General features: G+C 65.8%; 19 protein-coding genes. 13 read left to right on the top strand and 6 right to left on the bottom strand.

The window, feature by feature from the left end; all coding sequences use genetic code 11:
- Nucleotides 1–70: 70 nt before the first annotated feature.
- The 3 genes from N5B55_RS13530 to ptsP are packed head-to-tail and all read right to left on the bottom strand — an operon-like array spanning nucleotide 71 to nucleotide 5,335.
- The gene (locus N5B55_RS13530) at nucleotides 71–1,786 is read right to left on the bottom strand and encodes a PTS fructose transporter subunit IIC (RefSeq protein ID WP_304538440.1); all 1,716 of its coding nucleotides are present in this window, start codon (nucleotides 1,784–1,786) and stop codon (nucleotides 71–73) included.
- A 55-nt stretch (nucleotides 1,787–1,841) separates the two neighbouring features.
- A complete protein-coding gene (gene pfkB, locus N5B55_RS13525) occupies nucleotides 1,842–2,798 on the bottom strand; it encodes a 1-phosphofructokinase (RefSeq protein WP_304538439.1) in 957 nt (318 codons plus the stop codon).
- Nucleotides 2,795–5,335: a phosphoenolpyruvate--protein phosphotransferase gene (gene ptsP / locus N5B55_RS13520; protein WP_304538438.1), complete on the bottom strand. Its 2,541-nt coding sequence runs from the start codon at nucleotides 5,333–5,335 to the stop codon at nucleotides 2,795–2,797. The genes pfkB and ptsP overlap by 4 nt, the downstream gene beginning before the upstream one ends.
- Before the next feature lie 217 nt (nucleotides 5,336–5,552).
- Here ptsP and N5B55_RS13515 point away from each other — a divergent pair, with 217 nt between their 5' ends.
- The 4 genes from N5B55_RS13515 (at nucleotide 5,553) to N5B55_RS13500 (ending at nucleotide 11,697) form a co-directional block, all read left to right on the top strand.
- Nucleotides 5,553–6,548 (top strand): LacI family DNA-binding transcriptional regulator, encoded by a 996-nt coding sequence (locus N5B55_RS13515; protein ID WP_065856108.1) that lies wholly within the window; start codon nucleotides 5,553–5,555, stop codon nucleotides 6,546–6,548.
- Between the two features lie 84 nt (nucleotides 6,549–6,632).
- Nucleotides 6,633–8,729, top strand: coding sequence for a molybdopterin-containing oxidoreductase family protein (locus N5B55_RS13510; protein ID WP_304538437.1), 2,097 nt, complete (start codon nucleotides 6,633–6,635; stop codon nucleotides 8,727–8,729).
- Between the two features lie 10 nt (nucleotides 8,730–8,739).
- A complete protein-coding gene (locus N5B55_RS13505) occupies nucleotides 8,740–9,837 on the top strand; it encodes an aminopeptidase (RefSeq protein ID WP_304538436.1) in 1,098 nt (365 codons plus the stop codon).
- Nucleotides 9,838–9,987: 150 nt separating this feature from the next.
- A complete protein-coding gene (locus N5B55_RS13500) occupies nucleotides 9,988–11,697 on the top strand; it encodes a long-chain fatty acid--CoA ligase (protein ID WP_304538435.1) in 1,710 nt (569 codons plus the stop codon).
- Nucleotides 11,698–11,774: 77 nt separating this feature from the next.
- Here the strand turns inward: N5B55_RS13500 and trhA are convergent, their stop codons facing one another.
- Nucleotides 11,775–12,392, bottom strand: coding sequence for a PAQR family membrane homeostasis protein TrhA (trhA, locus tag N5B55_RS13495; protein WP_304538434.1), 618 nt, complete (start codon nucleotides 12,390–12,392; stop codon nucleotides 11,775–11,777).
- A 43-nt stretch (nucleotides 12,393–12,435) separates the two neighbouring features.
- On the opposite strand from trhA, the gene arfB reads away from it, so the two are divergent.
- Nucleotides 12,436–12,870 (top strand): alternative ribosome rescue aminoacyl-tRNA hydrolase ArfB, encoded by a 435-nt coding sequence (gene arfB / locus N5B55_RS13490; RefSeq protein WP_304538433.1) that lies wholly within the window; start codon nucleotides 12,436–12,438, stop codon nucleotides 12,868–12,870.
- 21 nt (nucleotides 12,871–12,891) lie between these two features.
- Here arfB and N5B55_RS13485 read toward each other — a convergent pair whose 3' ends face one another.
- Nucleotides 12,892–14,208 carry an MFS transporter gene (locus N5B55_RS13485; RefSeq protein ID WP_304538432.1) on the bottom strand — a complete coding sequence of 439 codons (1,317 nt, stop codon included), beginning with the start codon at nucleotides 14,206–14,208 and terminating at the stop codon, nucleotides 12,892–12,894.
- A 187-nt stretch (nucleotides 14,209–14,395) separates the two neighbouring features.
- Nucleotides 14,396–15,556, bottom strand: coding sequence for a porin (locus N5B55_RS13480; protein WP_178961066.1), 1,161 nt, complete (start codon nucleotides 15,554–15,556; stop codon nucleotides 14,396–14,398).
- Nucleotides 15,557–15,936: 380 nt separating this feature from the next.
- Between N5B55_RS13480 and coq7 the strand changes: the two genes are divergently transcribed.
- The 8 genes from coq7 to mraY all read left to right on the top strand — a co-directional run bounded on the left by coq7 (nucleotide 15,937) and on the right by mraY (nucleotide 24,686).
- On the top strand, nucleotides 15,937–16,590 hold the full coding sequence (gene coq7 / locus N5B55_RS13475; protein ID WP_304538431.1) for a 2-polyprenyl-3-methyl-6-methoxy-1,4-benzoquinone monooxygenase: 654 nt from the start codon (nucleotides 15,937–15,939) through the stop codon (nucleotides 16,588–16,590).
- A gap of 382 nt (nucleotides 16,591–16,972) precedes the next feature.
- Nucleotides 16,973–17,401, top strand: a complete 429-nt coding sequence (mraZ, locus tag N5B55_RS13470; RefSeq protein WP_004633088.1) for a division/cell wall cluster transcriptional repressor MraZ — start codon at nucleotides 16,973–16,975, stop codon at nucleotides 17,399–17,401.
- A 9-nt stretch (nucleotides 17,402–17,410) separates the two neighbouring features.
- A complete protein-coding gene (rsmH, locus tag N5B55_RS13465; protein WP_009241615.1) occupies nucleotides 17,411–18,370 on the top strand; it encodes a 16S rRNA (cytosine(1402)-N(4))-methyltransferase RsmH in 960 nt (319 codons plus the stop codon).
- Nucleotides 18,371–18,398: 28 nt separating this feature from the next.
- Nucleotides 18,399–18,743: a cell division protein FtsL gene (ftsL, locus tag N5B55_RS13460; RefSeq protein WP_009241614.1), complete on the top strand. Its 345-nt coding sequence runs from the start codon at nucleotides 18,399–18,401 to the stop codon at nucleotides 18,741–18,743.
- Nucleotides 18,740–20,527 (top strand): peptidoglycan D,D-transpeptidase FtsI family protein, encoded by a 1,788-nt coding sequence (locus N5B55_RS13455; protein ID WP_154208948.1) that lies wholly within the window; start codon nucleotides 18,740–18,742, stop codon nucleotides 20,525–20,527. The genes ftsL and N5B55_RS13455 overlap by 4 nt, the downstream gene beginning before the upstream one ends.
- Nucleotides 20,524–22,068: a UDP-N-acetylmuramoyl-L-alanyl-D-glutamate--2,6-diaminopimelate ligase gene (locus N5B55_RS13450; protein WP_304538430.1), complete on the top strand. Its 1,545-nt coding sequence runs from the start codon at nucleotides 20,524–20,526 to the stop codon at nucleotides 22,066–22,068. Before N5B55_RS13455 ends, N5B55_RS13450 begins: the two co-directional genes overlap by 4 nt.
- On the top strand, nucleotides 22,065–23,501 hold the full coding sequence (locus tag N5B55_RS13445) for a UDP-N-acetylmuramoyl-tripeptide--D-alanyl-D-alanine ligase (protein ID WP_178961062.1): 1,437 nt from the start codon (nucleotides 22,065–22,067) through the stop codon (nucleotides 23,499–23,501). Before N5B55_RS13450 ends, N5B55_RS13445 begins: the two co-directional genes overlap by 4 nt.
- 15 nt (nucleotides 23,502–23,516) lie before the next feature.
- Nucleotides 23,517–24,686 (top strand): phospho-N-acetylmuramoyl-pentapeptide-transferase, encoded by a 1,170-nt coding sequence (gene mraY, locus N5B55_RS13440; RefSeq protein WP_065856083.1) that lies wholly within the window; start codon nucleotides 23,517–23,519, stop codon nucleotides 24,684–24,686.
- Nucleotides 24,687–24,832 lie beyond the last annotated feature (146 nt).

Raw genomic sequence — 24,832 nt, 5'->3', positions numbered from 1 at the left:
GTCGCTTTTGAGCGTTTTTGAGACAGAGAAGCCGCGCGATGTGCACGGCATTCTTCACAAGAGGGCCGTTTCAGGCCGCGTCAGCAACCCGGCGCTTCATCAGCGCGAGCAGCAAGGCGGTGACGACGGTGCCGGCAATCAGCGCCGCCACGTAGCCGCCGAGATGCGTTACCGCGTTCGGGATCGGCAGCACGAATGCCCCGCCGTGCGGCACGCGCAGTTCCACCCCGAACAACATTGACAGGGCACCCGCGCACGCGGAACCCGCCACCAGCGCGGGAATCACGCGGAACGGGTCGCGCGCGGCATACGGGATTGCCCCCTCGCTAATGAAGGCCAGGCCGAGCACGGCGGTGGCGCGCGCCGCCTGGCGCTCGTCCCGCGTGAATCGCGACGGGAAGAGCCATGCCGCCAGCGCGATACCCAACGGCGGCGTCATGCCTGCGGCCATCGTGGCCGCCATCGGCGTGTAGACCTGCGCGCCGATCAGCCCGGTGCTGAAGGCATACGCAGCCTTGTTGATGGGACCGCCCATGTCAAACGCCATCATGCCGCCCAGCAGCGCGCCCAGCGGGACCGCGTTGGCGCCTTGCATGCCGCGCAGCCAGGTCGTCAGGGATGCAAGCAGCGCGGCAACCGGCGCGCCCACCACATACAGCATCACCAAGCCCGTCAAAAGGCACCCGAGCACGGGCAGGATCAGCACCGGTTTCAGCCCTTCCAGGTTGCGCGGCAGCTTCAGCCAACGGTTGAGCGCCTCGGTGCCATAGCCAGCGACAAAGCCGGCCACGATGCCGCCAAGAAACCCGGCGCCCAGGCTGGCGGCCAACATGCCTCCGACCATCCCGGGTGCGATGCCCGGCCGGCTGGCGATCGAATACGCGATGTATCCGGCGAGCACGGGCACCATCAAGGCAAACGCTGACTTGGCACCGATCTGGAACAGCGCGCCGCCCAGCGTATGGCTGGCCGAGGCGTCGGTGACGTAGATGCCGCCGAGGGCAAACGCCAGCGCAATCAGGATGCCCCCCGCCACCACGAAAGGCAGCATGAACGACACGCCGGTCATCAGGTGCTTGTACGGGCCGGTGCGCTGCTGTTCAGCGGTGGCGGCCGCGGCGTGCGCGGATTGCGCCGTCGCGGCACCTTCCACGGCGGCCTCGTCGAAGGCGCGGCGGATCAGCGCCTGCCCGTCGTGGATGGCGGCCTTGGTGCCGGCGCGGAAGACGCGCTTGCCGGCAAAGCGCGACAGGTCCACCTGCGTGTCCGCGGCGATCAGCACGAGATCCGCACTGGCGATGGCGGCGGCCGACAGCGTGTTCTGTGCGCCTACGGAGCCTTGCGTCTCGACGTGGATCGTGTGGCCGAGCGCGCCGGCGGCCTGGGCGAGCGCCTCGGCGGCCATGAAGGTGTGCGCGATGCCGGTCGGGCACGACGTGATGGCGACAATGCGTTGAGCTTGCGTACCGGATTCTGGCGCGGGCGAGGCGCCATTCATCACGCGGGCCAGTACGGCGCGGGCGTCGGCGAGAACCTCGTCAAGTGTGACTTCAAGCGTACGCGGATTGGCGTCACGAGCCGCGGCATCTGGCGACAGGCCCGCCCAGACGACGGCTTTGGCGGTGGCCAGGGCCGCCGTGTCGACGACCGAGGCGGTGTCCGGGCTGCGCACGTCGACGTCGAGTTTGTAGCCGGATTCGCGCGCCGCGTGGCGCAGGGCCGCGCCGGCGAGCATCGCGCGGGTGGTGCGGCCGTCCGCACCGAGAATTGCCAGCAGGTTTGCCATGATCGGCTCCTTGAATGCGTTGAGCGTGTGGCGATGCGATGTGATGGTCGGGGCTTCAGGCCACGCGCTGCATCTGGACGGCGGCGGCGCGTTCGCGCACTTCGCCCGGGGCGGGGAGGTGAGGCCCCAGGCGCTGCAGCTTGCACGCGGCAAAGGCCACCGAAAGGCGCACGGTCTCTTCCGTGCCGGCACCGGCGTGCCAACCGGCCAGCACGCCGGCCACCATGGCGTCACCCGCGCCGACGGTGCTGGCGGCGCGCACCGGCGGCAGACTCGCCTGCCAAGTGCCGTCTGCCGTGACGAACAGCGCGCCTTCCTCGCCGAGCGACACGATGACCTGCGCCACGCCCCGCGCATGGATGGCGCGCGCCACGTCCGCCGTTTCAGCCAGCGTCGGCAGCGATGTACCCGCCCACAGTTCCAGTTCGTGCCGATTGGGCTTGATGGCCGTCGGCAGCTCGTCCCGCGGCGCGGCCAGGACCTGTGCGAGCGGGGCGCCGCTCGTGTCGACCAAGGTCGGTACGCCGCGGCGATTCAGCCGCGCCAGCAATCTCACGTAGGTATCCGGCGGCAAACCTCCCGCCAGGCTGCCGCACAGCGCAGCGCCGGCAATGTCGGCAAGCGCGTCAATGCGGTCGCACAGCGCGTCGAAGTCGGCGGGCGTGGCGTCAATGCCGGGCAGATTGATGTCGGTGGTCTGCCCGTCTGCCTGGTCGCTGATCTTGATGTTGGTGCGATTGGTGCCGGGCACGCGGCAGAAGCCGTCGACCACGCCCTTGCGCGCAAACAGCGCCTCGAACAGTTCGGCATTGGCGTCGCCGAGGAGCCCCGTGGCAATCACCGGCACCTCCCAGTCGGCGAGGCAGGCAGCGACGTTGACGCCCTTGCCGCCGGCCTGTTGGGCGACGCTGCTGCCGATGTTGACGCGGCCGCGTTCGAGGCGCTCCAGCCCGACGGTCATGTCGATGGCCGGGTTGAGCGTGACGGTGACGATGCGCGACGGGCGGCTCATGCGGCCTTCTCCTCGCCACCGCCTTGCATCGGCAATGAGGTTTCCAGGGCGCGCACTTCCTGGGCGGAAGCGCAGGCCAGCGCGCGTTCTGCGAGCTGCGACAGCGCGCGGAGGTGCGCCTCGCGCAGCCGCGCCTTGACCGGCGCAATATCGCGGGGGCTCATCGACAACTCGTGCACGCCAAGTCCCGTCAGCAGCAATGCTCCGAACGGGTCTCCGGCGAGCCCGCCGCATACGCCGACCCAGCGCCCGTGGCGCGCGGCGCCTTGCACCGTCTGCTGGATCAGACGCAGCACGCTCGGGTGCAGGCTGTCGGCCTCAGCGGCGAGGTCGGGATGCTGGCGATCGATCGCCAGTGTGTATTGCGTGAGGTCGTTCGTCCCGATGGAGAAGAAGTCGACATGCTCGGCCAGCCGATCGGCCAGCAGTGCGGCGGCCGGCACCTCCACCATGATGCCCAGCGGCACCGTGGGCGCGTCGAGTTCAGCGCGGATGCGTTCGCAGGCGGCGCGAAGGGCGGTCACCTCCTCCAGCGAGGTGATCATCGGAAACATGATCGACAGGGCGGCCGGCTCGCCGACATCGCGGGCGGCTCGATAAAGCGCGCGCAATTGCGGCTCCATGAGGTCGGGCCGGCGCAGCAGCAGCCGCGCACCGCGCACGCCGAGGAACGGGTTCTCTTCCGTCGGCAGATTCAGATGCGGGACCTGCTTGTCGCCGCCGATGTCCAGCGTGCGCACGATCAGCGGACGGCCGCCAAGGGCCTTGAGCATGGCGGCGTAGACCGCGTATTGCGTGTCTTCGTCGGGCGCATGATCGCGTTCGAGGAACAGGAATTCGGTGCGCATCAGGCCCACGCCTTCCGCGCCGAGCGAGAGCGCTTCGACCGCCTGTGCGGGCAGGTTGACGTTGGCGGCGATCTCCACCGTGTGGCCGTCACGCGTGCGGGCGGGCAAGCCGCGCTCCGCCTCCTCGCGCTGCGTGCGTGCGGCGTCTTCCTGCAGCCAGGCGCGGGCGCTCGCGATGCTGGCGTCGTCGGGATCGAGCACCAGACGGCCGCCCGTCCCGTCGATGATGGCCTGCGTGCCCGTCGCCACATCGAGCACGGCAGGGCCGGCGGCCACGACGGCCGGTATGCCGAGCGTGCGCGTCAGGATGGCCGTGTGCGAGGTCGGACCGCCTTGCGCCGTGACGATGCCGATGATGCGTCGCGTGTCGAGCGCCGCCGTATCCGAAGGCGACAGGTCCGCCGCCACCAGGATGCAGGGCGTGTCGGGCAGCGTTTGCGCTGCACTGCGCAGCGACGGATCGATATGGCCGAGCACGCGGCGCCCCACGTCGCGCAGATCTGCCGCGCGTGCTGCGAGCAGCGGGTTGCCAAGCGCGCCCAGTCGTTCGGCCAGACGCTCGACGGCCTGATGCCAGGACCACGCCACGCCGTGGCCTTCGACCATGGCTTGGCACGTCAGCGTCATGAGGTCGGTGTCGCCCAGCAGTTCGGCCTGCGCCTTGAAGATGCCTGATTCGGCTTCGCCCAGGCGAGCGGCGGTGTCGCGTGCCAGGGCTTCCAGCTCGGCGCGCGTGCGGGCCAGCGCCGCGTCTAGCAGATCGCCACCGGTGGTCAGTGCGATGGGATGGTCGGGGACGGTCGACGCACCGTGCTGCAACACGTGGATGGGGCCGATCGCCAAGCCAGGGCTCGCCGCAATGCCGCCGATGGCGGGCAACGCCGCGTCGGCTTGCCAACCGTGCGCGGTCTGTCGGGTGCGGGCTGCCTGCGTGTCGCGCGCCGCCTGGGCACGTTCCTGCGCCGTCAGACCTCGGATGGTCAGCAGCAGCGCGTCGAGCGCGGCCCCGGCGTCGGGGCCTTCCGCAGAGAGGCTGAGCTTGGCGCCGGCCGCCAGCCCCAATTGCAGCAACGCCACGAGATTCTTGGCATCGGCGGTTTCGTCGCCATGGCGGACTTGCACCCGCGCGGCAAAGCGACGCGCGGTTTCGACCCACTGCGCGGCCGGGCGGGCGTGCAGGCCACTCGGGTATTCCAGCGTCAAGGTGCGCTGCTCGGCGAGGTCGGTGCCAGGAGTGTCGGCGGCGGGCGCGGGTGCGTCGCTGGAGAGTGCGGCGACAAGTTCTTCAGCATTCTGCGTGGTGAAGAGATGCCGTAGGCGCGCGTCGTCATTCAGCAGCCGCGTCAGTCGGCGCAGCAGCGTGATGTGTTCGTCCGACTGCGCGGCAATGGCAAACACCAGGTGCGTCGTTTGGCCCGGGTGCCACTCCAGCCCGTCAGGAAACTGCAGCACCGCAATGCCCGTCTGGCGGATCAGGTGGCGGTCCTCGCCCATGCCGTGCGGAATGGCGACGCCGTGGCCGAGAAACGTGTTGGCCACGGTTTCGCGGCGCAGGAGGCTGTCGATATAGGCGGGATCGATGCAGCCGGCGTCGGCCAGCAACTGGCCGGCAGCGCGGATGGCGCTTTCCTTGTCGGTGGCGCGTTGCTGCAGACGGATGCGTTCGGCGCAGATCAGGGCGGAAGCCATGCGGCGGGGGTCTCCTGCGGCTGCCGTGCTCGAAGGCCCGGCATGCGTGTCGTCAATGATCGCGAATTGAAATCGATTACAGTGCGGGTGTCAATGTGCGGCGCGATACAAAGTGACGTCTGCCCCAGTATTCAAAGGGTTTTCCCTAGGTGGGCAAGACGTTGGTGACGATGCGGCCATTGGATATGATGGCAACTTTTATGGAAACGATTTCAGCATGACGGTTCGAATCAAGGACGTGGCGGCGGCAGCGGGTGTGTCGGTGGCAACCGTGTCGCGCGCGCTCGCGGGCGGCCCCGTCAGCGCGGAGCTGCGCCGACGCGTCGATGCGGCGGTGGCGGCGTCCGGGTATCGGCCGAACCTGTCAGCGCGGCGGCTGCGCTCGCAACAGGCGCAGACGGTCGGGCTGATCGTCTCAGACATCCGCAATCCGTTTTTCACCAGCGTCAGCCGGGCGGTGGAAGACGCGGCCTATGCCGCCGGCCTGCGCGTCATCCTGTGCAATTCCGATGAAGACCCGGAGAAGGAAGCGATGTACCTGCGCCTGATGGAAGAGGAGCGCGTGACCGGCGTGATCCTCTCGCCAACGCGCGGCATTGCCGAAGCGCAGCAACCCGTAGATCTCGGGTACCCGGTCGTGCTGATCGACCGTGCCGGCCCGACATGCGGCACCGATGCCGTCGTGCTCGACAACCAGCAGGCCGCGCAAGCGCTGGCCGAACACCTTGCAGCGCAGGGTTACCGGCGTATCGGTGGCCTGTTCGGGCGGACCAGCAGCACAGGCGCCGAGCGGCAGGCCGGATTCGCGACAGCGCTGGCACGCCACGGCATCACCGCCGAGGCACGCTTCATCCTGCCGACGGCCGAGGCGGCGGAGGCCGAGACGCTGGCGTGGCTGTCCGGCGCGGAACGTGATCGCCCCGACGCGCTGGTCGCGAGTAACGCGCAATCGCTGCTGGGCGTGCTGCGGGCGTTGCGGCGGCTGTCGCTCGATGTGCCGCGTGATATCGCCGTGGCGGGCTTTGACAACGAGCCCTGGACCGAACTCGCCGGCCCGGGCATCACCGTGATCGAGCAACCGGTCTACGACATCGGCCGCATGGCAATGGCGATGCTGCAGGAGCGCCTCGGGCAGCCCACCTTGCCGACGCGCCGTGTGCTGCTCACGGGGCGGCTCGTCCCGCGCGGCTCTACGCCGCTGCGAAGCCCCTAGCGGGCGATTACAATTTCCGGATACCCGCGGCGGTGCGTCGACACCGAATGCACCCGCCGCCCCCCCCACTCCGGAGCCCCCCTGATGTCCACCCAAGTCATCCGTGCCGCCTGCCCGCACGACTGCCCCGACACCTGCGCCTTGCTTGTCACCGTCGAAGATGGCCGTGCCACCCGCGTGCAGGGCGATCCGGACCACCCGACGACGGCCGGCGTGCTGTGCACCAAGGTCAATCGGTATGCCGAGCGCACGTACCACCCAAACCGCCTGTTGACGCCGATGAAGCGTGTGGGCGCCAAGGGCGAGGGCAAGTTCGAACCGATTTCGTGGGATGAGGCCATCGACACCATCGCCACGCGCCTGGGCGAGATTGCGGCACGCAACCCGGAGGCCATCCTCCCGTATAGCTACGCCGGCACGATGGGCCTGGTGCAGGGCGAAAGCATGGCGGCGCGCTTCTTCCACAAGCTGGGCGCGTCGCTGCTGGATCGCACAATCTGCGCATCGGCCGGCGCGACGGCGCTGCGCTACACGTATGGCGCGAGCCTCGGCATGGACATCGAGCACGTGCAGGACGCCAAGCTGATCCTGATCTGGGGCGCCAATCCGATCGCATCGAACCTGCATTTCTGGACGCGCGCACAGGAAGCCAAACGGCGCGGCGCCACGCTGGTTGCCATTGATCCGTATCGCTCGCTGACGGCCGAGAAGTGCCATCGCCACTTGGCGGTGCGCCCCGGTACCGATGCGGCGCTGGCATTGGCGATGATCCACGTGTTGATCCGCGATGACCTGCTCGACCACGACTACATCGCCAATCACACGCTCGGTTTCGAGGCGCTACGTGAGCGTGCGCAGCAATACACGCCGGAATATGCGGCCACGCTGTGCGGAGTAGACGCGGCGGATATCGAATGGCTCGCCAAACTGTATGGCACGACCGTCGTGCGCGATAGACAGCCGGCGGCCATTCGCCTGAACTACGGCATGCAACGCGCGCATGGCGGCGGGCAGGGCGTGCGCGCCGTCGCATGCCTCCCGTCGCTGGTGGGCGCGTGGCGCGATGCTGCGGGCGGCCTGCAACTGTCCACGTCAGGCTTCTTCCCCATCGACACCGCGAAGCTGCAGCGCCCGGATTTGCTCCCGACGTGGCCCCGCATGCCGCGCACGATCAACATGAGCACCATCGGCGATGCGCTGCTGCATGCGGGCGACGCATCGTTCGGCCCGAAGGTCGAGGCGGTGGTCGTCTACAACAGCAACCCCGTGGCGGTGGCACCGGATTCGCGCAAGGTCGCCGCAGGCTTTGCACGTGAAGACCTCTTCACCGTGGTGCTGGAACACTTCCAGACCGACACCGCCGACTACGCCGACATCCTCCTGCCCGCCACCACGCAGCTCGAACACGTCGATGTACACAAGGCGTATGGCCACACTTACGTGCTGGCCAATAACGCTGCCATTGCGCCGATGGGCCAGTCGCTGCCGAATACGGAGATCTTCCGTCGCATTGCCCGGCGCATGGGTTTTGACGACGCCTGCTTTGCCGACTCGGACGACGATATCGCCAGCCAGGCCGTGCGCCGTGATGATCCGGCCGCCGCGCACATCGATTGGGCCACGCTCAAGCGCGACGGTTGGCAGAAGCTGGCGCACCCGGCCGCGCCGCTGGCACGTGGCGGCTATCGCACGCCGTCAGGCCGCTGCGAGTTCTATTCCGAGCAGATGGCCAACGACGGACTCGACCCGCTGCCCGGCTATGTGCCGCCGTACGAATCGGCAATCAGCACGCCCGAGTTGGCCAAGCGTTATCCGCTGTCGATGATTTCGCCGCCGGCGCGCAACTTCCTCAACTCCACCTTCGTCAACGTCGACAGCCTGCGCAGCACCGAAGGCGAGCCGCATCTCGACATCCACCCCGACGACGCGAATGCACGCGGCGTCGTCGATGGCGAGCTGGTCCGCATCTTCAATGATCGCGGCACTATGCAGGCGCGCGCCCGCGTGACCGACCGTGCGCGGCGTGGGGTGGTCGTCGGCCTGTCGATCTGGTGGAAGAAGCTCGCGCCCGACGGCACCAACGCCAACGAGCTGACCAGCCAGCGCCTGACCGACATGGGCCGTGCGCCCACCTTCTACGATTGCCTGGTCGAGGTCGCGCCGTTGGCTCAGGCCGCCTGACGGAGCCATCATGCGTGCCGCACGCGCGCTGTGCCTTGCGCTGTCGCTTGCCGGTTCGGCGTTGCTGGCCGGCTGCGACACCGTCGGTTATTACTTCCAGTCGGTCAGCGGACATCTCTCGCTGATGGCGCAGCGTGAGTCGATCGACCAGGCCATCGACAATGCTCGGCAAGCCCACAACGACAAGCTCGCCAAGCGGTTGGAAGATGCGCGGAGCATTCGCATCTATGCCTCGCGCGAGCTGGGCCTGCCCGACAACGGCAGCTATCGCGTCTATGCCAATCTCAAGCGCCCCTTTGCGGTGTGGAATGTATTTGCCGCGCCTGAGTTGTCGGTCAAGCTCAAGGAATGGTGTTTCCTCGTCGTCGGCTGCGTGACGTATCGCGGGTACTACGACCGCAACGCCGCCATGGCCTATGCTGACACGCTGCGTGCCCAAGGCCTGGACGTGGATGTGGCCGGCATTCCTGCGTATTCCACACTGGGCTATTTCGACGACCCGCTGCTCAATACCTTCGTCGGCCTGCCGGAAGGCGAGTTGGCGCGGCTGATTTTTCATGAGCTGGCGCATCAGGTTGTCTACGCCAAGGGCGATACCGCGTTCAACGAATCGTTTGCCACCGCCGTCGAAACCATCGGCGTCGAACGCTGGCTGGCGGATGCCGCGACGCCCGAAATTCGCGCGGAATACGCCACGTACGACGCCCGCCGCGTACAATTCCGCGCCCTGCTGCTGGAGTACCGCAACCGGCTCGAGGCGCTGTATGCCAGCCCAGTGTCGGACGACGAGAAGCGCGCCGGAAAACGCGCCATCTTCGCGAGCCTGCAGGCCGATTACGCCAAACTGAAAGCAAGTTGGGGCGGTTATACCGGTTACGACCGCTGGTTTGCGCAGCCACTGTCGAACGCGCATCTGGGGGCCGTCGCGAGCTACCTGGAATGGGTGCCGGCGTTCACGGCGCTGTATCACCGTGATGGCGGCGACTGGGCGCGCTTCTATGCCGATGTCAAAGCCATGGCACGCGAATCCAGACCGCAGCGCGAGGCCGCTCTGCGATTGATGGCGCCTCCCGCGATGGCGACGTCGGCAAGCATCATGCAAAAGTGATGCCAACAGCGGTTTAGGCGTCCGTTTCAAGCAGGCCCGGCAGGCTGAGGGAACTGTCTAAGTTATTGTTTTGACACGCACATCCGCGTAGGATGCCGAAAAAAACGAACGACCATTCGAAAAAATCGACAATCGCCAGGAGACACACCCATGGATAAGCCGTGGCTGAAGCAGTATCCCGCCGGGGTGCCGGCCGAGATCGATGCATCGCAGTATCGATCGCTGGCCCATCTGCTTGAGGATTCCTTCCAGAAGAACCGTAACCGCCGTGCATTTGAATGCATGGGAAAGGTGCTGACCTACGGCGAGCTGGATACGCTTTCGCGCCAACTGGCGGCGTGGCTGCAATCGCGCGGCCTGGCCCCTGGCGCCCGTGTCGCGCTGATGATGCCGAACGTGTTGCAGTACCCCGTGGCGCTGGCCGCCGTGCTGCGTGCCGGCTATGTGGTCGTCAACGTCAATCCGCTTTACACCCCGCGCGAACTGGAACACCAGCTCAAGGACAGCGGCGCCGAAGCCATCATCATCCTTGAGAATTTCGCGACGACGCTGCAGCAGGTGCTGCCCAATACGCCGGTCAAGCACATCGTGGTGGCCAGCATGGGCGACATGCTCGGCGGGCTGAAGGGCATGCTGGTCAATTTCGTCGTGCGCAGCGTGAAGAAGATGGTGCCGGCGTGGGAACTGCCCAACTGCATCCGCTTCAACACCGCGCTGGAGGAGGGCGCCAAGCAGACGCTCAAGCCGACGTCCGTCGGCCCCGACGACGTGGCCTTCCTGCAATACACGGGCGGCACGACCGGCGTGTCGAAGGGTGCGACGCTGCTGCATCGGAACATCGTCGCGAACGTGTTGCAATCGGAAGCCTGGATGAACCCGGCGCTCACCAAGCCAGGCCGCGATGGCCGCATGCTGGGCGCCGACGAAGAGATCGTCACGATCACCGCGCTGCCGCTGTATCACATCTTCGCGCTGACGGTGTGTTGCCTGCTGTCGATGCGCAAGGGCGGGCTGGCGGTGCTGATCCCGAACCCGCGCGATATCCCGGGCTTCATCAAGGTGCTCAAGCAGTACCGCTTCCACATGTTCCCGGCCGTGAACACGCTCTACAACGCGCTGCTGAACAACCCCGAATTCAAGGATGTGGACTGCTCGAACCTGCGCGTGGCCAACGGTGGCGGCATGGCGGTGCAAGAGGCCGTGGCCAAGAAGTGGCTCGAGGTGACGGGGTGCCCGATCATCGAAGGCTATGGTTTGTCGGAAACCTCGCCGTCTGCCATCTGCAACCCAACGGATACCGATAAGTTCTCGGGTACCGTCGGCCTGCCGATTCCGGGCACGGAAATCGCCATCCGCGACGACGAAGGCCGCGACCTGCCGATCGGCCAGGCGGGCGAAATTTGCATCCGCGGCCCCCAGGTCATGGCTGGTTACTGGAAGCGCCCGGACGAGACCGCCAAGGTCATGTACGCCGACGGCTTCTTCAAGACCGGCGACGTCGGCGTGATGGACGAGCGCGGTTACACCAAGATCGTCGATCGCAAGAAGGACATGATTCTGGTGTCGGGCTTCAACGTGTACCCGAACGAGATCGAAGGCGTGGTGGCGATGTGCCCGGGCGTGCTGGAAGTGGCCGCCGTGGGTGTGCCGGACGTGCATTCGGGCGAGGTGGTGAAGCTGTTCGTGGTGCGTCGCGATCCGTCGCTCACGGAGCAGAAGCTGCAGGAGTTCTGCAAGGACCAGCTGACCGGCTACAAGCGCCCGAAGTTTATCGAGTTTCGCAACGAGCTGCCGAAGACCAACGTCGGCAAGATCCTGCGCCGTGAACTGCGCGACGAGGCGATGAAGAAGCGCGCCTGAGTCTGCGTCGCTGCAAAGAAAAGGCCGCGATTCGTCGCGGCTTTTTTTTGGCGCACCACAGGAACGTATGGCCGGGGTCAACCCACGTACAGGAGGATGCTGACGAACTGGCACGCACTGCCGGCCAATACGAACAGGTGCCAGATGCCGTGGAAGTGCCTCACCTTCTCGTCAAAGAGAAAGAAGGCGATACCGGCCGTATACAGCGCGCCACCGGCTACCACCCACCACAGGCCCGGTGCGGGCAGCGCTGCCGCCAGCGGCCCCATGGCAATCAGCATCAGCCAGCCCATCACCACGTAGATCAGCAGGGAAAACAGGCGCGTGCGGCGGCCGATCCAGAGTTCCTGCGCAATCCCGATGGCCGCCAGTGCCCAGTTGATGCCGAACAGCGCCCAACCCCAGGGGCCGCGCAGCGTGACCAGCGCAAACGGCGTGTAGCTCCCGGCGATCAGCAAATAGATGGCGCAATAGTCGAGGCGCTGGAACAGGCTCTTGGCCGGCCCGCGCAGGCTGTGATACAGCGTGGAGATCGTGTAGAGCAGGACGAGCGTCGTGCCGTAGACCACGGAACTGACGACCTTCCACGCGTCGTGGTGCAGGGCGGACGACGTCACCAGAACGGCCATGCCCCCGGCGGCAAGGATGGCCCCGGCCAGGTGGCTGAAGCCGTTGAAACGTTCTCCGCGATACATACGTTGATCTCCAGGAAAAGCCGGTTCTCCCTACAATGCTCCAATGCCCGGCACCGATCTCAAAATCACCCCCCAATTGTCTATTCCGGAGTCCGAGCTGGTCGAGCGCTTTGTGCGCGCAAGCGGAGCGGGTGGGCAGAACATCAACAAGGTATCGACGGCGGTGGAGTTGCGCTTTGACATCGCCCAATCGCCGTCGTTGCCGGAGGCATTGCGGGCTCGCTTGTTGGGAAAGCACGACCGCCGCTTGACCGACGAGGGCGTGATTGTGATTGATGCTCAGCGGTTTCGCACGCAAGACCGCAACCGCCAGGATGCCCGTGAACGTCTGATCGCGTTCATCGCGACGGGGCTTTCGGTGCCGAAGTCGCGGATCGCCACCAAGCCTACGCGCGCTTCCAAGACGCGCCGTCTGGAAGGCAAGCGCGCGCGCGGCGACGTCAAGCGTGGTCGCTCCGGCCGCCACTCGTGGGATTGAGCGCGTTGCTATGCGTGGTCCTTACATCAGCCGGGTATCCCGCGTTTCACGCATGCAAAGCACGCCGATCAGGCTGACCACCGCGGCCGCCGACACATACATGCCCACCCAGCTCAGGCCGCCTTGCTGAGCCAGCTTCTGCGCGATATACGGCGCAATCGACGCCCCCAGAATGCCGCCCAGGTTGTACGACACGCCGGCCCCGGTGTAGCGCACGTTGGTCGGGAACAGCTCCGGCAGCAGCGCGCCCATCGGAGCGAAGGTCACGCCCATCAGGAACAGTTCGATGATGAGGAACAGGGCCACCAGCGGTGTCTGCCCGCTCCCCAGCAGCGGCGCCATCGTGAAGCCCGACAAAATGGCGGCGATGATGCCGACGATCAGTACCGGCTTGCGCCCAAAACGGTCCGACGCCCATGCCGACAGCGGCGTCGCCAGCCCCATGAAGACCACGGCCAGGCACAGCAGACCCAGGAAGCTCGGGCGCGAGAAATGCAACGTGCCCACGCCGTACGACAGCGAAAATACCGTCGAGATATAAAACAGCGTGTAGCAGACGACCATCGCCAGTGCGCCCAGCAGCGTCGGCCACCAGTGGTGCGCCAGCAGCGTGGCGACCGGCACCTTCACGCGCTCCTGCCGATCGATGGCTGCCTGGAATGCGGGGGTCTCGGCGATCTTCAATCGCACATACAAGCCCAGCGCCACCAGCACTGCGCTGACCAGGAACGGCACGCGCCAGCCCCAGCTGCGGAACTGCTCATCGGACAGTGCGATCGCCAGCCCGAAGAAAAGACCGTTCGAAGCCAGGAAACCGACCGACGGGCCGAGCTGCGGAAACATGCCGAACCAGGCGCGTTTGCCCGCTGGTGCATTCTCCGTGGCCAGCAGCGCCGCGCCGCCCCATTCACCACCCAGGCCGATGCCCTGGCCGAAGCGCAGGATGCACAGCAGGATCGGTGCGAGCGTGCCGATGCTGTCGTACCCCGGCACGAGTCCGATCAGCGTGGTCGAAATGCCCATCACCAGCAGAGACGCCACCAGCGTCGACTTGCGCCCGATGCGATCACCAAAGTGGCCGAACAGAAACGAGCCGATCGGCCGCGCGATGAACGCGATGCCAAACGTGACGAACGCCGACAGCGCTTGTGCCGTGGCGGACCCATGCGGAAAGAACACGGGGCCGATGACCAGCGCCGCGGCTGTCGCATAGACGTAGAAATCGTAGAACTCGATAGCCGTGCCGATGAAGCTCGCAAAGACGATGCGCGAGCGGCTGGCGTCGGCGGTCCCATCCGAAGTGGCGGACGCCAGGGTTGGGGAAGTTGATGAGGACATGCTGGTCTCCGGTGAGGTTCGTGTTGTTGTCGTTATGAACCGCGTCGCGCGATGTGGTGCTGGGGCCTTGCGGTCCGGCGGCGGGTTCGATCGCAGGAGCATAGCGCGCGGCCATGCAAAAAGGCACCCGAAGGTGCCTTCCTGCGCCCGCCAAGGAGAGGGACGGCGGGCAAAACCGAAGCGTGCGTCAGAACTTGTGGCGCACACCCACTGCGACACCGACTTGGTTGTTCGAGTCAGGCGTGATGAAGTACGTCTGCGATGCGGCCGGCAGGTAGCCTACCGATGTCCCCGTCGGCGTGTAGCCAATCGAATCCCAGTTCAGCGAGCCATTGCGCGAGTACGCTGCTGTCAGGTACACGTCGGTGCGCTTCGAGAAGTTGTAGTCCGCGATGAAGTTCCACTGCTGCGGCTTGCGCGGGTTGACCGTGGTACCCGCGATCGTCGCTTCCTTGATGTTGTCGTAGTAGTACGACAGCGTCAGGCCCAGCGCAGTCGTGGCCTGGTAATTCACACCCAGCCAATAGAGATCGTCGCGGTGCGGTGTCAGGGCCGGCGTGCCAGTGCTCGGTGCGGCGGTATTGCCGTAGCGGTAACCGCCCATCACCTTGACGGGGCCGACGGTGTAGCTGGCGGCGACTGCGGCGCGCTTGTCGCGGCCGTAGTCGTTGCCCGGCGCACCACCGATCTCCTGTGCCGACAGCACCTTCACTTCGTCATATGCGACACCCAAGCCGAACGGGCCTGCGAAGTAGTTGGCGCCGATGCCGTATGCCGAGTTGGCGGTGTTGCTGCCTGCACGCTCGCCGAACGACCAGTGGCCTTCCACGGTCAGCGGGCCGAACGCACCCGTGTACTTGATCACGTTGTCTTCGCGGAAGTTCGCACCTAGCAGGCCCACCACCGGCTCCCACTGCGTGGCGTAACCGCTGGGCGAGAAGTTGGCCATCATGTCGAAGATTGTCGTGTACTGGCGGCCCAGGGTGATCTTGCCCCAGTCGCCTTGCAGCCCGACGAAGGCTTGCCGGCCGAACAGGCGGCCGCCTTGCTGCAACTTGCCGTCATCCATCGAGAAGCCCGACTCCAGAACGAACAGGCTCTTGAGCCCGCCGCCGAGGTCTTCGATGCCGCGCAAGCCCCAACGGTTGGAAGACAGGCCCCCTGCCTGCATCGCAAGGCGCGAACCGCTGCTGCCCGGAATAGCGGCACCAGCCGCCGTTACGTTCTGCTCATGGTTGACGTATTCGACGTTGGCGTCGACCACGCCGTACAGCGTCACACTCGACTGAGCCTGCGCGACACCTGCAAATGTGCCCAGCACTGCCAATGCCAGCAGCGATTTCTTCATCGGTCGGTCTCCAGATCTTTATTTATTGAGTTCAGTGGCGGGCAGACCCTCCGTTCTTGTCTTTCCGCCCCATGACTTTCAAACGAAGTCGCTGACTAATGTAGCAATGCGCTGCAGCAGTCGGTCGAAATTTGCGAACGAATGTTCGCAAACGCGCGTTTGCTGTCTGATCTCGGCAACAGGCTGTTTCCGAATTTGAAATAGATGGAGGTTGTCCGCCGTCGATTCCTTGCGGTTTCAGATGCGATCCCCGCCCTCGCAGGGTTATCCCGTACAGTACTGTTTGGTCGGCACTGTTCTGACGGTACGCAAAGTCCCGCGTCGTGTCGGCCTTACAATGGCAACTGCGCCGCACGCCACTGCCGACGGCGCCTGTACTCATGCTCGACCGTTTCCTCTCCGAATTTGACCGCGCCTTGCGCGCTGTGGCGGGCGTCACCCGCGCCAGCCGACCGAATCCTGCCGATGCCGTCATCGCCTCCGCCGCCTCCGCGGATACGGCCGATGCTATGGCCAAGCTTCCCGAGGCCGACCGCCGCCATGCCGCCGGCCTGATGCGCGTGAACCATGTCGGCGAGGTCTGCGCCCAGGCCCTGTATCAGGGGCAAGCCCTGTTTGCGCGGGATCCGGCCATCCGCGCCCAGCTTGACGAGGCCGCACGCGAAGAAGAAGACCACCTTGCTTGGTGCGCCCAGCGCTTGCAGGAACTGAACGACCGCCCCAGCCTGCTGAACCCCCTCTGGTATGCCGGCGCATTCGCGATCGGCGCGGTCGCGGGGCGCCTCGGCGACAAGATCAGCCTCGGTTTCGTTGCAGAGACCGAGCGCCAAGTCGAGCATCACCTGGACGGTCATCTCGACAAGTTGCCCGAACAGGACTCCCGCTCGCGTGCCATCGTCGCCCAGATGCGCGACGACGAAATCCGCCACGGCGATAACGCGCGCCAAGCCGGTGGCATCGACCTGCCTGCGCCCATCCGCCAGGCCATGCGCGCTGCATCGCGTGTGATGACCGCCACCGCCTACCGCATTTGACAGGCCTGTCGCGCCGCGCGGCCCGACGACAAACCGCACGCTCCTCCATTCGCCGGAGCATGACCATCAGCGCTCTGCCCGCCTCCAGCGAGGGCGCTGTTGCCTGCCGTTCTCTCACGTGGTTTCTGCATAAACCGCGCTATCTCCTTCATTTGATTGGGAAAAGTCGCGCACCGTTCTTGGGCGGGTGCGCTAAGTCATTGTTCTGATTGCAAATTTTCCGCCTCACAGGGCTGTGCAAGCCTTGACCGCCTAAAGTCGTTCCTCTAAAGTGGGAAACAGTGTCAGAAAGTGTAGTTTTGTGGTTTGAAAGGGCCGTTTGCGGGCCAGTTGACGACAAGGTGAGTGGCGAACAAGTCGCCGCGCGGAGAGAGAATCCAACGTGTTCCAGGGTGCGTCGGCGCTGACGCTGGATGCCAAAGGGCGGATGTCCATTCCGTCGCGGCACCGCGAAGCGCTTCAGCTGCAGGCCGAGGGCCGGGTGACTGTGACCAAGCACCCGGACGGTTGCCTCATGCTGTTTCCGCGCCCGGAGTGGGAGCGTTTTCGCGAGCGCATCGCTGCACTCCCGATGGAGGCCCACTGGTGGAAACGGATCTTCCTGGGTAGCGCCGCCGACGTCGAACTCGATACCGCCGGCCGCGTCCTCATCACCCCCGAACTGCGCGCGGCCGCCTCCCTTGAACGTGACGTGATGCTGCTCGGCATGGGCAGCCACTTTGAAGTCTGGGATGCCGCCACGTACACCGCGAAGGAGCAGGCCGCCATGGCGCAAGGCATGCCCGACGCCCTCAAGAATTTCTCCTTTTGATGACGCGCGATGACTACCCAAGCCAGTACGGCACTGCGCCATCAAACGGTGCTCTTAGAAGAAGCGGTCGATGCGCTTATCTGGCGCGACGACGGCATCTATATCGATGGAACCTTCGGGAGAGGCGGGCACAGCCGGCGCATCCTGGAACGGCTGGGGCCCGGCGGCAGACTTGTCGCCTTCGACAAGGACCCGGCAGCAATCACCGAAGCGGGCACCGTAGAGGATGCCCGCTTCGCTATTGAGCATGACAGCTTCGCGCAGATGGCCCAGTGCCTGGATGCGCGCGGCATTGAACGGGTGGCCGGCGTGCTGCTCGATCTCGGCATCAGTTCGCCGCAGATTGACGAAGGCGCACGTGGCTTCTCGTTCCGGATGGATGGCCCGCTCGACATGCGGATGGACACCACGCGCGGCATTACCGCAGCCCAATGGCTGGCCGAGGCTGATGAGCGCGACATTGCGAGGGTGATACGGGACTATGGGGAAGAACGGTTTGCTGTACAGATTGCAAAGGCGATTGTTGCTCGCCGGGGCCAATCCGGGGATCGAGGTCCTCTCGATCGCACATCCGAGCTTGCCGCGCTCGTGGCGCAAGCCGTCAAAACACGCGAGAAGGGCCAAGACCCTGCGACCCGCACCTTTCAAGCTTTACGGATTCACGTCAATCAAGAGCTTGCGGACCTCGAAACCGGTCTGAAGGCCGCCTTTGAACGTCTGGAACAGGGGGGACGTCTCGTCGTGATCAGCTTCCATTCGCTGGAAGACCGCATCGTCAAGCGCTTCATGCAGGCCCTGGCGCGTCCGGAGCAATCCGCCGCGCCGGAACTGCGTCGGGCGCCGCTGCGTGCGCATGAGCTGCCGACGCCGCAGTTGCGTCTGCTTGGCCGCGTGAAGCCGTCGGAGGCCGAAGTGTCGGCCAACCCACGCGCGCGCTCGGCCATCATGCGCGTGGCAGAGCGTTGCTGACGGCTGCCGACTCGCGGAGACCCACGCCATGAACCGCCTGAACATGTTCCTGCTGACTGCGCTGGTGCTGTGCGCGCTGTCACTGGTCAACGCACAGCATCAGGCGCGGCAACTGTTTGTCGCGCTGGATCGCGCGCAGGCGGAAGAAAAGCAACTGAACACCGACTGGTCGCGCCTGCAATATGAGCAGAGCGCGCTGGGCAAAAGTGCTCGCATTGCCGACATCGCGAGCAGGCAATTGAAGATGTCGCCCGCGCAGGCGGGTCGCACGCAGTATCTGCAGGGGTTTGCCGACTTGCCGGCGGGTGGAACGTCCTCCATGGCGTCTTCGGCCGCGGCCAGCGCGCCCACGGCTTCCGGAGTCCAGCCATGAGCGGCGCCCGCAAATCCAACGGCACCACGGCGCGCGCGCGCCTGGGCCAATTCTCCGCCAGCCCGGTGCTGGGCCTGCGCCTGCCGATGTGGCGCTCGAAACTGGTCGTGTTCTTGATGTTCGCGGCGTTTCTGGCGCTGATCGGCCGCGCGCTGTGGATTCAAGGCCCCGGCAACCGCTTCTACGAGGCTGAAGGCAAGAAGCGCTTCCAGCGCACGCTGGAATTGCCCGCCACGCGCGGCAAGATTCTGGACCGCAATGGTCTGGTGCTGGCCACGAGCCTGCCGGTGAAGGCCATCTGGGCCGTGCCCGAAGACGTGCCCAACAACGTGCCTGGCGAGGACATGATGAAGCTCGCCAAGCTGCTGGGCATGAGCAACAAGGAGCTTTCGGGCAAGCTCGGCGAAGACAAGGGGTTCGTTTACCTCAAGCGTCAGGTGCTGCCGGATGTGGCCGACCAGATTGCAGCACTCAAGATCGAAGGCATCTATCAGACGCGTGAGTACAAGCGCTTCTACCCGGAAGGCGAGGCGATGGCGCACATCGTCGGTTTCACGAATGTGGAAGACAAGGGCCAGGAAGGTATGGAACTGGCACGGGAGTCCGACCTTGCAGGTGCTGCCGGTCAGCGCCAGGTGATCAAGGATCGACTGGGTCGCGTGGTGGAAGACGTGGGCGTGCTCAAGGCGCCGCGTGACGGGCATGACCAGACGCTGTCGATCGACGCCAAGATCCAGTACCTAACCTTCAACGAACTGAAGGCCGCCATCGAGCGTACCCACGCCAAGGCGGCCAGCGCGATCGTGCTGGATGCTCAGACGGGCGAGGTCCTGGCGCTTGCCAACTACCCGACCTACAACCCGAACGACCGCAGCCGCCTGTCGGGCGAACAACTGCGCAACCGCGTGCTGACCGACACCTTCGAGCCGGGCTCGATGATGAAGCCGATCACCATCAGCTTGGCGCTGCAGCTCAAGCGTGTGACGCCCAACACGCTAGTGCAGACCAACGGCAAATACAGCTTCGAAGGCGCGACCATTTCCGACACCGGCAACTACGGTACGTTGACGGTCGCCCAGGTCATCCAGCACTCCAGCAACATCGGCACGACCAAGATTGCGATGACGCTCAAGCCACAGGAAATGTGGGACATGTTCACGAGCGTTGGACTGGGGCAGGCACCGAAGATCGGCTTCCCGGGCGCGGTGGCGGGGCGGCTGCGGCCGGCCAACAAATGGCGCCGCATTGAACAGGCGACGATGTCGTATGGATATGGCCTGTCGGTATCGCTGTTCCAGATCGCGCACGCCTACACCATCTTCGCGCACGATGGCGAGCTGATCCCGATCACGATGTACCGCACCAATGGGCAGCCGCCCCAGGGTGAGCGGGTGATCTCGCCGGAAGTGGCGCGGCAGGTTCGCCAGATGCTTGAGACAGTTACGGCGCCCGGGGGCACGGCCCCCCAGGCGCAAGTGATGGGCTATCGCGTCGGGGGCAAGACCGGTACGGCGTGGAAGCACACCGGACGTGGCTATGACCGTTCCAAATATCGCGCCTCGTTCATTGGTCTGGCGCCGATGTCGAACCCGCGCATCATCGTGGCGGTGAGCGTGGATGAGCCCACGGTGGGTAACCGCTATGGCGGTGGCGCGGCCGGCCCGGTGTTCTCGCAGATCGTGGGCGGCACTCTGCGCGCGTTGAACGTGCCGCCGGATTCGCCGGTGCGCCAGCTTGTGATGACGCCGGACGTGCCGGAAGAGCCCGTCGGGGGCCTGCAATGACGGTCCAGCCCACCTCCGATCGTCCGGCCATCGCGGCGCGCCTCGTGCCCGTGGTGGACTGGCTGCGCGTACAAGCGCCGGCTGGTGCCGACCTCACGAGCGACACCCGCAAGCTCAAGACCGGCGATGTGTTCGTGGCCTACGTGCTCGGCAATGTGCGTCAGCATGGCGATGGCCGTCCGCATATTCCGCAGGCGATCGAGGCTGGCGCTTCCGCCGTGCTGGCCGAAGCGCATGGCTACACGATGCCCGCAGACGCGCCCGTGCGCATCCTGCCCGTGGACGGCCTGGCGGAACTGGCCGGGCCTCTGGCCGCGCAGTGGTACGGCGTGCCGGGCCCGGAAGCGCTGCGTGTGATCGGTGTAACGGGCACCAACGGCAAGACGTCGTGTTCGCAATGGATCGCGCAGGCGCTGACCAAACACGGCGAGCGTTGCGCAGTGGTGGGTACGCTCGGCACGGGGTTTGTCGATGCGCTGGCCGTGACAGGCTTCACCACGCCGGACGCCATCCAGCTCCAGCGCAGCCTCGCCGATCTGCATCGCGCGGGCGCCCGCGCCATCGCCATGGAAGTCTCGTCGCACGGTTTGGAGCAGGGCCGCGTGGATGGCACGTGTTTCGACATCGCGGTGTTCACCAACCTGACGCAGGATCACCTCGACTACCACGGCACGATGGCCGAGTACGAACTTGCCAAGGCGCGTCTGTTCGGCTGGCCAGGCCTGCGTGCGGCGGTCATCAACCGCGACGATGCGGCCGGAGTGCGGTTGCTGCAGAACGCCCGCGCCGACATCGAGAGCATTGAATACGGCATCGACGGTGAAGCCGCTGCGCAGCACGGCGCCAAGCAATGGCTGCGCGCCAGTAACGTGCGCGCGCACCGCACGGGTACGACGTTCGACGTGGACGGCAGCTTCGGTCACGCGACCGTCCATGCACCGACTCTCGGCCTGTTCAACGTGTCGAATCTGCTGGCTGTGCTGGGCGCACTGCTGGCGGCTGGCGTGCCGTGGCCGGACGCCCTTGCGCACCTGGAAAAGCTGCAGCCGGTCAGCGGCCGCATGGAGCGTTTCGGCGGTGAAGATGGTCCGCTGGTGGTAGTGGATTACGCTCACACGCCCGACGCGCTGGAGCAGACGCTACGCGCGCTCGCACCGATTACCGAGGCGCGGGGCGGCAAGCTGTGGGCTGTGTTCGGCTGCGGCGGCGACCGCGACCCCGGCAAGCGGCCGCAGATGGGCGCCATCGCCGAGCGCCTGGCGCCGCACGTGGTGCTCACCTCCGACAACCCGCGCAGCGAAGATCCGCAGCACATTCTCGACGAGATCGCCGACGGCATGGACAACCCGCGCGCCGCCACCCAGATCGAAGACCGCGCCGCTGCCATCCTGCATGCCGTGCGGCACGCCGATGCGCTTGACGTGATCGTCGTGGCTGGCAAGGGACATGAATCGACCCAGGAGATAGCCGGTCGCAAGCGGCCGTTCTCCGACCAGGAACACGTGCGCCTGGCGCTCGCCGCCCGCGGGGTGATTGCATGAGCGCTGCGACCGTGATGATGCACGCCACCGACGCCGCCGCCTGGATGGCCGGCGCCCATCTTGCCGGCCCCGATGCAGCCATCCTGCGCGTGACGACCGACAGCCGCTCCGTGCAGCCCGGCGACCTGTTCGTCGCGCTCATCGGCGAGCGCTTCGATGCACACGACTTCCTGCCCGAAGTGGTGGCGCGTGGCGCTGCTGCCGTGCTGGTGTCACGCCCACCGGCCGCAACGCTGGATATGACCAACGTGGCCGTGCTGACCGTTGCCGATACGCGCATCGGGCTCGGGCAGCTTGCCGCCGGCTGGCGACGCCAGTTCCCGATCCCGGTCGTCGCCGTGACGGGCAGCAACGGCAAGACCACGGTCAAGGAGATGATCTCCGCGATCTTCGCGCAGGCTGTCGGCGAAGACGCCCGCCTGGCGACTGCCGGCAATTTCAACAACGACATCGGCCTGCCGCTCACGCTGTTCCGCCTGAACGCGCAACACAAGCTCGCCGTGCTCGAACTCGGCATGAACCATCCGGGCGAGACGGCCATATTGGCCGCCATTGCGCAGCCTACCGTCGCGATGATCAACAACGCCCAGCGCGAGCATCAGGAATTCATGGTCAGCGTGGAAGCCGTGGCTGAAGAACACGCCGCCGTGCTGGCCGCGTTGCCGGCCGATGGCGTAGCGGTGTATCCGCGCGACGCGGCCAACGGGGGCGAATACGCGCCGGTGTGGCAAGCCGCGGCCGGTTCGCGCCGCGTGCTCGACTTCGGCATCGAGGCCGGGGCCGTGACGGGCACTGTGGCGGACACCGCCGAGGGCCAACGCATCGACGTGCAGGCTCCGGGCCAGCGCTTCGCCATCACGCTGCCGCTGCTCGGGTTGCACAACGCACGCAATGCGCTCGCCGCGACGGCGTGCGCGCTCGCGGCCGGAGTCGCTCCTGAGGTGATCGCGCAAGCGCTGGGCAACTTTGCTCCGGTCAAGGGGCGGTTGCAGCGCAAGCAGGGCACGCACGGCGGCCTCGTCATCGACGACACGTACAACGCGAACCCGGACTCGATGCGCGCGGCGATCGATGCGCTCGCCACGCTGCCGGCGCCGCGCTGGCTGGTGCTGGGTGACATGGGCGAGGTCGGCTCGCAGGGTCCGGCATTCCACGAAGAAATCGGCGCCTATGCGCGCACGCGCGGCATCGATGCGGTGCTGGCAACCGGTGAGCTTGCGCGCCACACGGTCGACGCATTCGGCGCAGGCGCGCAGCATTTTGCGTCCGCGGAAGAGTTGATCGAACACGGCCTTGGCGCCATTGCGCCGGCCGCGACGGTATTGGTGAAGGGCTCGCGCTTCATGCGGATGGAACGCATTGTGGAAGCGCTGGTCTTGAAAGACCCGGTAGCGGATTTGCCGACCGGTTCCAACACACAACAGCAGCATTAAGGGAAGCAAGAACCCATGTTATTGGCATTGGCGCAATGGTTGCAGAACGACTACGGCTTCCTGCGCGTCTTCAACTATCTGACGTTCCGCGCCGTGATGGCATCGCTCACGGCGCTGGTGATCGGCCTCGGGTTCGGGCCGTGGGTGATCCGTCGCCTGACCGAGCTGAAGGTCGGCCAGGCTGTGCGCAGCTACGGTCCGCAAACGCATCTGGTCAAGGCCGGCACGCCCACCATGGGCGGCGTGCTGGTGCTCATCGGCATTGCCGTGTCGACGCTGCTGTGGGCCGACTGGGGCAACCGCTTCATCTGGATTGTGCTGCTCGTCACGCTCGGCTACGGCGCTGTTGGCTGGGTGGATGACTACCGCAAGGTCGTGCACCGTGACCCAAAGGGCATGTCTTCGCGTGAGAAGTTTTTCTGGCAGACCGTGATCGGTCTGTTCGCAGCGGCGTATCTGGCGTTCTCGGTGTCCGAGACGAGCAACATACGCGTGCTCGAGCTCTTCATGGAGTGGGTGCGCAGCGGCCTGTCGCTGAACCTGCCGGCCAAGTCGCACCTGATCGTGCCGTTCTTCAAAGAGATCAGCTACCCGCTCGGCGTGTTCGGTTTCATCATCCTGACGTACCTCGTGATCGTCGGCTCCAGCAATGCGGTGAACCTGACCGATGGCCTCGATGGCCTCGTCATCATGCCGGTCGTGCTGGTGGGCAGCGCGCTGGGCGTGTTCGCCTACGTGATGGGTAGCGCGGTCTACAGCAAGTACCTGCTGTTCCCGCACATTCCGGGCGCGGGTGAGCTGCTGATCTTCTGCTCGGCGATGGCCGGAGCGGGGCTTGCCTTCCTGTGGTTCAACGCGCATCCGGCGCAGGTGTTCATGGGTGATGTCGGCGCGCTGGCGCTGGGCGGGGCGCTGGGCACCATCGCCGTGATCGTGCGTCAGGAAATCGTGCTCTTCATCATGGGCGGCATCTTCGTGGCCGAAACCGTCTCGGTGATGCTGCAGGTGACGTGGTTCAAGTTCACCAAGAAGCGTTATGGCGAGGGCCGGCGCCTGTTCCGCATGGCGCCGCTGCATCACCATTTCGAGCTTTCCGGCTGGAAAGAAACGCAAGTGGTCGTGCGCTTCTGGGTCATCACCATGATGCTGGTGCTGATCGGCCTGTCGACCCTCAAGCTGCGGTGAGCACGGACATGATCGACGTGACCGAATCCATCGCCCCGGACGACGAGTTGGCAGCCACGCAGCCGGAAGCTGCCGTGGACGCCGTTGTCGCAACGCTCGATTCAGCCGAGCCGATGCCCGCCGCTGAAACCGCACAGGCGCCGCGC

Origin of the sequence: Ralstonia pickettii, from assembly GCF_030582395.1 — a bacterium.
GTDB lineage: Bacteria > Pseudomonadota > Gammaproteobacteria > Burkholderiales > Burkholderiaceae > Ralstonia > Ralstonia pickettii_D.
This window is presented reverse-complemented; position numbering and strand designations above follow the sequence as displayed.